Below are 9,685 nucleotides of genomic sequence, written 5' to 3' on the forward strand. Positions count from 1 at the left end.
ATTTCAAAATAAAATTGCTTAAAATCGTTGATAACACTTGACTTAGAGTAGAAAAAGCAAGCAGCTGGAACTGCTTGTTTTAAAAATTATTTACTTAAAATATGCTCTTGTATAATCAACTTCACCAACGGAGTGCCATAATACACCCTTTAAGTTGCTTCTTACTAAGTGACTTTCGGTCATGTTGTACAAAGGTGCTACTGCAGTATCTTTAGTTAACTGACTTTGAGCATTTCTCATATTTTGCCAGTATTGTTTGACATCTGCAGCGCTCTTGCTTTTAGCGGCACTAATGTAATTATCGTAAGCCTTACTACTATACTTACCGTAATTTTGAGCATTATTGGTTTGAAGGATATCAAAATCACTCATTGGGTCAGCATAATCAGCAAGCCATAAACTAAAGTGCATGTCAAAGTTGCCTTTACTTACATTATCTTGGCTATTTTTAGCAGGAACAGCGTGTACTTCAACATCTGCACCTTTTAATTTGGATTCAACTTGTGATTGAACAAATTGGGCAATATTCTTATTGATAGTTTGATCATCTGTATAGTAAGTTAAAGTGACAGATTTCTTTCCTTCTTCTTTTAAGCCTTCTTGCCATAATTTTTGTGCTTTTTTGACATTATAATTTTCACTTGGCTTCATTTCAGTTGCAAAATCTTTGCCAGTGGTTGGATCTTTAGCTAAAGTTGGTGCAACAAATGTATATGCAGGTTCTGAACCATCGGCAAGTACTTTTTCAGCTAAGTGTTTTTTGTCTAATACTAAAGATAGAGCCTCACGTAATTTAGAATTTGAAAATACACGTCCTTGACGTTGATTTAGTTGTAAATAGTAGACTCCGGCACGTTTAAGATGCATTAAATTTTTATCTTTTTGCAAGCCTTGAGCCGTGGTTCCTGTAATAGTTGCGTCATCAAGATTTCCTTGTTGGAAAAGTTGATGTGCGGTGTTTGCATCTTTTACAACTTGCATTTTCATTTTCTTTAAATGGATATCTTTTTTATCGTAATAATATTTATTTTGGTCCAAGTCCCATGACAAATTGCTACCTGTCCAACCATCAACCTTGAATGGTCCATTGTAGTACATCTTATTAGAAGCAGAACCATAGCTTTTGCCAAATTTAGTTAAAGCAGCTTTGCTTTGTGGGAAGAATGCTGGCAGAACCATCATTCTAGTAAAGTATGGCATTGGATATTCTAGGTCAACTTGAAGAGTGCGATTGTTTAAAGCTTTGACCCCTAGATCTTTTGCTGGCAACTTACCTGCAGTGACTTTGGTGGCATTCTTTACACCAGTGAAGATATAAGAATAACCTGATTGAGAGCTAGGACTGACAGATCTACGCCATGAATTAACAAAATCTTCCGCAGTTACAGGATCTCCATTGGACCATTTAGCATTTTTTCTTAAGGTGAAGGTATATCTTTTACCGTGATCTGTTGGCTTAACTAATTTTGTAGCCATTGCTGGAGAAGGATTACCTTCTTTATCGGCACGATAAAGTCCTTCCATAGAATTTTCTAGGACATTCCATTGACTAATATTAGCTTGATTAGAAGTATCTAAAGATAAGATTTCTCCTGTTTGCATTAAATGTAAAGTTTGATCTTTTTTATTAGCAGAAGCGTTGTTATTTCCACAAGCAGCGGTAGCTAAAGAAGCTAAGACGACGGAAGCGGATAATAGTAATTTGTTTAATTTCATAGTTTATTCTCCCTTGAATGTGTTGTTCTCAACATCGTGTAAAAACTTAGTTAAAGACGTGAAAAATGCTTTTGGATTATCAGTATTATGACAATGTCCGCCATCCGGAGTTAAAGTTAAGCGTGAATTACTTAGTGTTTGATGCATTCTGCGAGCAGCTGAAAGTGGCATAGTATCGAATTCTCCAAAGGTTAATAAAGTTGGCATCTTCAAACTTGCTAGTTTCTCTCTGAAATCCCATTTGGTAAGCTCACCCACCATAACAAATTCATTATTTCCTTGGAAATAGTTGTAAATCACATTATTGTGAGTATTTACAGGATGAGCTGTACCTGTGGGATGTCTTGTTAAAAAGAGGGAATAAAGATGAGCAACTAATTGCTGATACATAGGGTCAGTAAAGTTCTCAGCTTTTTCACATTCTTTCATGTAATCAACTTGTTCAGGTGAAAAAGTTTCTTCACGTTCATGATTAATATTTTCTGTATATTCATCTAAGTTATCAATCATTGACATTAGAACTAAGCCCTTTAGGTGTTTGCCATATTTGTAAGCATATTCTTGAGCAAGAAGTCCACCCCATGAATGTCCCAACAAGTAAAAGTTATCTAAGCCTAACTTTTGTCTTACTTCTTCGACTTCATCGACATATCGAGGGATAGAAAGTAATGATTTATTTTCTTTTTTAGTAAAATCAGGTTGATCAGAATAGTAAGATCCTAATTGATCATATGAATAAACTTCAACGCCTTGCCCTTTTAAGCCATCTTTAAAATTATCAAAAGTTTCATGTGTTCCGCCAGGGCCACCATGTAAGCAAAGCAGTTTAATAGGTCCTTCATTGACTTTTCGTGTAAATAGGTGATAACCATTATCTAAAGTTACTAATCTTGTTTGATCCATTGCCAATTCTCCTTAAAAATTAATAACTTAACTTTGATAATAAAAGAACGCCCTACCAGATCAATTTGATCTAATAGGGCGTTTAAAACGCGGTACCACCTATTTTTGTTAAAAGTTTTTCAACATTTAACCTTCTGCACGTGTGGCCAATCTATTTGTGATTAGCGATACGTCGCCGCTGTATAGGGCGGACCCTGAGAATGCTAATTATCGCACTTTCGGCTCAAAGGTGATTTTCGCGTAAGACTTAATTATCTTCTTTCACCAAGCGAAGACTCTCTGAAAATCTTATCTTAAGTTACTTTCCTTATCAAAGCTAAAATATTATTTATGTTGTAAGTTATAATACTGAAGCATTAATTAATTGTCAATAATTTTTTAAATTGTTTTTAATAAAGCATATAAATCTTTGCAGTGAAATCCAAAAAAACAAGCAGCTATTAACTGCTTGCTTAGATGAAGGTATTTTATTAATGAAATTATTTTACGTTTAAAACCACGTAGTAGATAATGAACACCACGAACAGAATCCACATCATTGGTGTAATTTCCTTGAAACGCTTAGCTGCGATCATTGAAACTGGGTAAACGATGAGGCCCCAGCCTAAACCGTCTGAAATTGAGTAAGTAAGAGGCATTCCGATTGCAATGAGGAAACAAGGAATGGCAATTTCGAGATTAGTCCAGTGTACGTGAGCCAAGTTTTCAGCCATTAAAACTCCGACGATGATTAAGGCAGGTGCAGTTACTTGAGTAGTAAAGACGCTCAAAATTGGGCTGAAGATAGTAGAAATTAGGAAGAAAATACCAACCCAAACTGCGGTTAAACCAGTTCTACCACCAACTGCGATACCAGAACTTGATTCAACGAAGGCGCCGACAGGTGAGGTACCAAGTACTGAACCAACAAGCATCCCTGAAGAGTCAGCGGCTAAAGCTTCACCGGCACGAGGCATCTTGTTGTCTTTCATTAAGCCGGCTTGTTGAACCAAACCGATTAAAGTACCGGTCGTGTCAAAGAAAGTTACTAAAAGGAAGGTGAAGACAACAACCCACATTTGAACGGTATTAATATCGCTGATGTGGAAAACTGCTTGACCAAAAGTTGGTGCGATGCTTGGGACAGATGAAATCACGCCCTTAGGCATTGGAACTTGACCAATAACTACGCCGAAGACAGCCGCAGCAATCATTCCGATGAAGATTGCACCAGGTACGCGTGCAATCATTAGGAAAATGGTAACGATCAAACCGAAAATAGTGATCCAAACAGTTGGATTGTTAAGGCTACCGATAGTAACCAAAGTTGAGTCACTGTTTTGAATTAACTTACCACCTTGAAGACCGATGAAGGCGATGAATAAACCGATACCGGCAGAAATAGCATATTTAATGTCGGCAGGTATCGCATCAATGATCATCTCACGAACTTTAAAGACAGTTAGTAAAATGAAAAGAATTGATGCAACAAAAACGGCAGCTAAAGCTGTTTGCCATTTAACGTGCATGCCAAGACAAACTGTGTAAGTGAAGAATGCGTTCAAACCTAACGTTGGAGCTGAAGCGATTGGATAGTTGGCAACAAGTCCCATCACGATACAGGTGAATGCTGCAGATAATGCAGTAACGGTGAACAATGCACCTTTATCCATACCACTAGCGCCCAAAACGTTTGGGTTAACGAAAAGAATGTATGACATACTTACGAAAGTAGTCAAACCGGCTAAAAGCTCGGTCTTAAAGGAGGTATTGTTCTCCTTTAAATGAAAGAAATTACTGATTGCGTTCATTTAGTCCTCCGAAATTTGTATAAAGTGAACATTCACTTAAAATTATACAGTGAATGTTAATGATTTCAATAGGAAAAGAGTAAAATATTTGCTTTTTGAAGTTTTTTCAGGAAAATTTAGCTTATTCTTGACTCTGACGTAGCGTAAACCCGTATATTTAAGTTGTGAGGTGAGAAAGTAATGTCAGAATATACAATCGGAGATTTAGCAAAGAAGTTGAACATAATCACTAGAACCATTCGCTATTATGATCAAAAAGGTTTGGTAAAACCCAGCAGAGTGAGTGAAAGTGGCTATCGCTTATATTCTGCTAAGCAGGTAAAGCAATTAAAACTGATTATCTTTTTAAAAGAACTAGGCTTTTCACTAAAAGATATTCAAAAAATATTAGAGGATAAAAATGGTGATAAGCTGATCGATCTTTTACTTAAAGATCAGCTAAAAAGAAATAAAGAAGAAACACGAAAACTAGAAGAGCAAAACAAGAAAATCATCCAACTACAACAGGTCTTAAGTAAACCCAATAATATTGCGGAAGTTACTGACATTACGAAGATTATGAATAATGAAACTAGATATAAAAAAGTAATACGTTCAATGTGGAAGCTGTCAGCAGTAGAAATCGCTGTTGAACTACTTGGTACGGCATTTATTGCATACTTTATCATCAATAAAATGAACACTGCAGTCTATATTTCGGTGACTGTTTTAGTAGCAATTTTAATTGCAATGTCAGTTGTGCTACTTAAAATTTACTATCAAAAAGTGGCATATATTTGTCCTAATTGCGATTACAAATTTGTTCCAGAACTAAAGACGTTTATGTTTGCGGCACACACGCCACATACTAGAAGATTGCGCTGTCCAAACTGCCATAAAAAATCATATTGTTTAGAAACTGTCCGTTAATATTTCCTAGGCAATAAAGGCCGATACGAATAATGTATCGACTTGTTTTAGTTAAATTTATCTGCAATAATGTAAAATATAATTTACATTTGTAAAAATATGTATTATAATGTAATCAAATTTGAAAGGGAATGATAAAAATGGATACACTAAATATAATTATCTTTGTATTTTTCTTGGCATTGGGCTACATGTTAGTAACCTATAGAAAGAATCGAAAAAGCGAGAAGTATGATGAACGTCAAGCGGTAATTCGTGGTCGAGGCTACAAGTATGCCTTTATTGCAATAGCAGTTAGTGATTTTCTGTTATTATTTCTTGTAGATAATCTTAACGTGAAAATGACACCAGTCTTTTTGTTATTGGCTCCGCTTTTGATTGGATGTATGGTGTTTACTGGATATACGATTTTCAAAGGTGCGTATATTGCCATGCACGAAAAGAACTTACTATTGAGTTCCATAACTTTCATTTTATTGGGAGTATGCGAATTGGTTTTTGGTATTCTAGGTCTTATCGAAAATGCTGCTAAATGGGATCATAACGTATTATTGCTATTATTTGGTTTGTTTTTACTCCTGGTTGGTGTTAACTATGTATATCAGCTCTACATTAGTAAGGTGAGAAAATGAAAAATTTAAAAATGAAGGCGGCTCGTGCAGGTAAAGACCTGTCGCAACAGGAGTTAGCCGACATAGTAAATGTTTCTAGGCAAACAATTTCAGCAATTGAAAAAGGGGATTATAATCCGACGGTAAATCTGTGTATCCGAATTTGTGAAGCACTTGATAAGACATTAGATGATTTGTTTTGGCCAAAGTAAAAGCAGAATTCCACGTGGATTCTGCTTTTTTTGTGCTATCTTTAAAAATTAGCTAAAAATAAAAAAACATTGAAAATGTTAGTACTATAAATTAATATGTTATTAACATATATTTAATATAAAAAGTAGCTGCAATTACTTTGGAGGTAGCACTATGGAAATCAAAGAATTGTTCAGACAAAATATTCCGCGAGCCATTCTAATCATCTTCCTATTTGTCTTATACACACTAGGAGGAACAGTTAATGAATATCTATTTAAATATGCGCTAAATGATATTACAGCTGGCAACTTGACAGGATATGTTCAGTGGCAAGCTATCGAATTAGCTCTAGAACTGCTAGTAGCCTTATTGCTGCCGGTTGCCACCCAAACAATGACCAGGCAAGTACAGAACTATATTCACCAGATCAGAAAAGACCTTACACATCACTATTATGCAGGTGGGGATGAAAAAGTCTCTAAAATGCAGAATGAACTAACAGCTAATTTAAAATTGCTTGATAATGATTATGCAACTCCGTGGATTGATATCCTAAGCGCAGTTTTACAGATCGTTTTTGGTGTTGCTCTTTTAATCAGTATGAATTGGCTACTTCTTTTGTTTACTGCTATTTTGGCTGTCGTTACGCTTTTATTACCCAAAATAATGGAGAAAAAAACTTCAGCTGCAGTGAAGGAAGTTAATGTCAAAAATGAGAAGCTGTTAAATACAATTGAGCATTGGCTGGGTGGTTTACAAGAATTGAGAAGATACACTGCTTATGCACGCTTAAGCCGCGAACTACATAAAGCTAGCCACTCATACGTTGATGCAAATAAGCAAAGCTACAAATATCGCAGTATTTCTTATATTATCAATACTTTTGGTAATGCAATTGCTCAAATAGGGATGAGCGCTTTAGCCGGCTTTCTATTTATTTTTCATCAGATTTCTTTCGGTGATTGGGCTGTAGCCGGATCATTTGCCTTCTTAATCTTTTCATCGATCTTTAATATGACTAGTGCTATTACTCGGGTCAAGTCAACTAAAGAATTACGTGAACAAACTTTTTTGCTTCGTAAAAAGATTAAGGACGAATCTGAAAATAAGCAGCTAGCCTATGGCATTACTGTTTCGAATTTATCTGCCAAATATGAAAATGGTGAACAAATCTCTTATCCAGACTTTAGTATTAAGCCAGGAGCAAAGGTTCTGCTTACAGGGGATTCAGGCACAGGTAAATCGACCTTGTTTAAATTACTTTTAGGCAAGATGAAACCTGAAAGTGGCGAAATAAAGTTTACTGATCAAGCCGGTAATTTAATTCCATTTGCTGAAGCCAAAGTTGGTTACTTACCACAAGATCCAATTGTTTTTCCAGCTTCAATTAGCGATAACATCACAATGTTTAATGAAAAGTTAGCTGATAAAGTTGAAACCGTAGTAAGTGGTATGCAGCTTGCTCCAGATCTAGCCAAGATGCCGAATGGTGTTCAAACCGTTATTGATGTCAAAAATGAGAACATTTCCGGTGGTCAAAGACAAAAAGTGGTCTTAGCCAGAAGTGTAATTCATGATCAGCCATTTGTTTTGATGGACGAAGTCACCAGCGCAATTGATCGTGCAGGATCAGAAAAGATCATCGACAATCTTTTGCATAGTAACCGAACCATTCTGATGATTGCTCATAATTTGTCACCAGAAGTTAAAGCTAAATTTGATCAAGAAATTAAGTTCACTAGAACAAGAAAAGAGGCAAACAGATGAATCTGAAAAAATTTATTCAAGTTAATCCTTTCCGCTTCTACCTATATCTTTTAGGCGCAATTCTTGTTCCTGCATTAAATGTTCTTAACACCTTTTTGGTGCAATTAGAGGCTGATATTGTCTTATCAAGGAACCTTAGAAACTTTATCTTGATCACAGTAATTACATTTGTGATTATTCTAGTTTCATATTTAATAAATAGCGGCATTATCTATTTGAATAAGTCGCAAGAACAAGATCTTAATGATCAAATAAGAACTAAGATTGTTAGTCATTATTATCATGATGGTAAAAATCATGAAGTCGGTGCAATGCAAAATCGCCTAACTAATGACCTATCAATGATTAATGACAACTACTATGAACCAATCTTTAATTTGATTTATGGGATTGTCACAATGATTGCGGTGTTAATTTGTCTGATTTTGCTCAATTGGCAACTCCTTATTGTGATTGCGCTGATGGTTGCTGTCTCCTTTGTTTTGCCTAAGATAACTGAGAAGCCGCTTCAAAAGGCAACGCAATTAATTTCTGATCGAAATCAGGCTTACCTCGATAGTTTGAATGATTGGTTATCCGGTCTTGAACAGATTCGTCAATTCTTGGCAGGAGCTAAATTATTTGCCGTTACGGAAAATGCATCTAAGAAGCTAGAAGATGCTACTGTTAAGCAAATATATTACATCAAATTGCTTAATGCCTTTAATGGAATTGTTTCCGCATTATTTGGTTTTATTCTTTTTGTATTAACCGGTTATTTGGTTAAAAACGGTGCCGTTACGGTTGGTACACTGCTGATCGTTGGTAACTTTCGCTTCTATCTAAATGCATCTATTGAATATATTTCTAATTCTTGGGGCCAGATGAAGGGAACCAAGAAGTTAATTGAGGAAGTTAATGAAACTGCTGCTGCGGTACCTGCTCAATCTAATGAAGATGAAGCTACACCTAAGGGATTTGCTACACAGGACCTAGAGCTGCAGTTTCCCAATGGTGAAAAACTGACTTATCCAGATATTCAAGTTAAAAACGGTGAAAAAATTCTATTAACAGGTGATTCTGGCGCAGGTAAATCAACTTTATTTAAATTGATTTTAGGTGAGCTTAAGCCAACTAATGGTAAAGTAATTTTCCAAGACGAAGATGGACAAGCAATTAAACCAGATATGAGCCGAATCGACTATATTCCGCAAGATCCGGTTGTCTTTCCAGCTACAATTGCTGACAATATTACAATGTTCGATGATCAATTGAATAATCAGGTTGAACAAGTTGTTCAAGAAGTTAACTTTATTGCTGATATTAATAAATTTAAAGATGGGCTTAAGCAAGAACTTAATCTAGATAATTTGAATATTTCTGGTGGTCAACGGCAAAAGATCGTCCTTGCTCGTGCTAAAATTCATGATTCAGATATCATTCTGATTGATGAGGGTACGAGTGCAATTGATTCAAAGGGAACTAAAGAAATTTTGAATAATTTGCTGAAAAGTAAGGCGACGATTGTCTTTATTGCTCATAATTTCAGCTTAGAATTACAAAAGATCTTTGATCGTGAAATTCATTTAAGTAAGAATTAGTTTTATAAGAAAAAAGCCTTTATCGAGTATATTCGATAAAAGGCTCTTTTTTTGCAATCTTATCGATTATACTCGATAAGATTGATGATTTTGATGACTTCATCGATTATAATCGATATAAATGAGGTGAGCGCATGATTAAACGAACTATATATTTAAATACGCGTGGTGCTAGTTAAATCGTTTTAGTTACTAAAAAAGTCCAATCTTGTTA

Annotated in this window: 8 protein-coding genes and 1 other annotated feature; of the genes, 5 read left to right on the forward strand and 3 right to left on the reverse strand. The window is 35.4% G+C overall.

Features of this window, described 5'->3' with window-relative positions; all coding sequences use genetic code 11:
* Nucleotides 1-90: 90 nt before the first annotated feature.
* The 3 genes from CP357_RS08645 to CP357_RS08655 all read right to left on the reverse strand — a co-directional run bounded on the left by CP357_RS08645 (nt 91) and on the right by CP357_RS08655 (nt 4,409).
* Nucleotides 91-1,716: a peptide ABC transporter substrate-binding protein gene (locus CP357_RS08645; protein WP_087176293.1), complete on the reverse strand. Its 1,626-nt coding sequence runs from the start codon at nt 1,714-1,716 to the stop codon at nt 91-93.
* A 3-nt stretch (nt 1,717-1,719) separates the two neighbouring features.
* The gene (locus CP357_RS08650; protein WP_003549454.1) at nt 1,720-2,619 is read right to left on the reverse strand and encodes a proline iminopeptidase-family hydrolase; all 900 of its coding nucleotides are present in this window, start codon (nt 2,617-2,619) and stop codon (nt 1,720-1,722) included.
* A gap of 71 nt (nt 2,620-2,690) precedes the next feature.
* Nucleotides 2,691-2,942: a binding site (T-box leader), on the reverse strand.
* Nucleotides 2,943-3,098: 156 nt separating this feature from the next.
* Nucleotides 3,099-4,409, reverse strand: a complete 1,311-nt coding sequence (locus tag CP357_RS08655; protein WP_098037080.1) for an NCS2 family permease — start codon at nt 4,407-4,409, stop codon at nt 3,099-3,101.
* A gap of 180 nt (nt 4,410-4,589) precedes the next feature.
* On the opposite strand from CP357_RS08655, the gene CP357_RS08660 reads away from it, so the two are divergent.
* The 5 genes from CP357_RS08660 (at nt 4,590) to CP357_RS08680 (ending at nt 9,471) form a co-directional block, all read left to right on the forward strand.
* Nucleotides 4,590-5,318, forward strand: a complete 729-nt coding sequence (locus CP357_RS08660) for a MerR family transcriptional regulator (protein ID WP_098037081.1) — start codon at nt 4,590-4,592, stop codon at nt 5,316-5,318.
* A 140-nt stretch (nt 5,319-5,458) separates the two neighbouring features.
* Nucleotides 5,459-5,950 (forward strand): hypothetical protein, encoded by a 492-nt coding sequence (locus CP357_RS08665; RefSeq protein WP_098037082.1) that lies wholly within the window; start codon nt 5,459-5,461, stop codon nt 5,948-5,950.
* Nucleotides 5,947-6,141: a helix-turn-helix transcriptional regulator gene (locus tag CP357_RS08670; RefSeq protein WP_025014280.1), complete on the forward strand. Its 195-nt coding sequence runs from the start codon at nt 5,947-5,949 to the stop codon at nt 6,139-6,141. Before CP357_RS08665 ends, CP357_RS08670 begins: the two co-directional genes overlap by 4 nt.
* Before the next feature lie 154 nt (nt 6,142-6,295).
* On the forward strand, nt 6,296-7,891 hold the full coding sequence (locus CP357_RS08675; RefSeq protein ID WP_025014279.1) for an ABC transporter ATP-binding protein: 1,596 nt from the start codon (nt 6,296-6,298) through the stop codon (nt 7,889-7,891).
* On the forward strand, nt 7,888-9,471 hold the full coding sequence (locus tag CP357_RS08680) for an ABC transporter ATP-binding protein (protein ID WP_098037083.1): 1,584 nt from the start codon (nt 7,888-7,890) through the stop codon (nt 9,469-9,471). Before CP357_RS08675 ends, CP357_RS08680 begins: the two co-directional genes overlap by 4 nt.
* Nucleotides 9,472-9,685: the final 214 nt, after the last annotated feature.

Origin of the sequence: Lactobacillus sp. UMNPBX6 (genome assembly GCF_002553975.1) — a bacterium.
Classification (GTDB): Bacteria; Bacillota; Bacilli; order Lactobacillales; family Lactobacillaceae; genus Lactobacillus; species Lactobacillus gallinarum.

Coding starts and splice junctions, on each gene's coding strand:
- CP357_RS08645 (WP_087176293.1), bottom strand. CDS start 1,716: ATGAAATTAAACAAATTACTATTATCCGCTTCCGTCGTCTTAGCTTCT.
- CP357_RS08650 (WP_003549454.1), bottom strand. CDS start 2,619: ATGGATCAAACAAGATTAGTAACTTTAGATAATGGTTATCACCTATTT.
- CP357_RS08655 (WP_098037080.1), bottom strand. CDS start 4,409: ATGAACGCAATCAGTAATTTCTTTCATTTAAAGGAGAACAATACCTCC.
- CP357_RS08660 (WP_098037081.1), top strand. CDS start 4,590: ATGTCAGAATATACAATCGGAGATTTAGCAAAGAAGTTGAACATAATC.
- CP357_RS08665 (WP_098037082.1), top strand. CDS start 5,459: ATGGATACACTAAATATAATTATCTTTGTATTTTTCTTGGCATTGGGC.
- CP357_RS08670 (WP_025014280.1), top strand. CDS start 5,947: ATGAAAAATTTAAAAATGAAGGCGGCTCGTGCAGGTAAAGACCTGTCG.
- CP357_RS08675 (WP_025014279.1), top strand. CDS start 6,296: ATGGAAATCAAAGAATTGTTCAGACAAAATATTCCGCGAGCCATTCTA.
- CP357_RS08680 (WP_098037083.1), top strand. CDS start 7,888: ATGAATCTGAAAAAATTTATTCAAGTTAATCCTTTCCGCTTCTACCTA.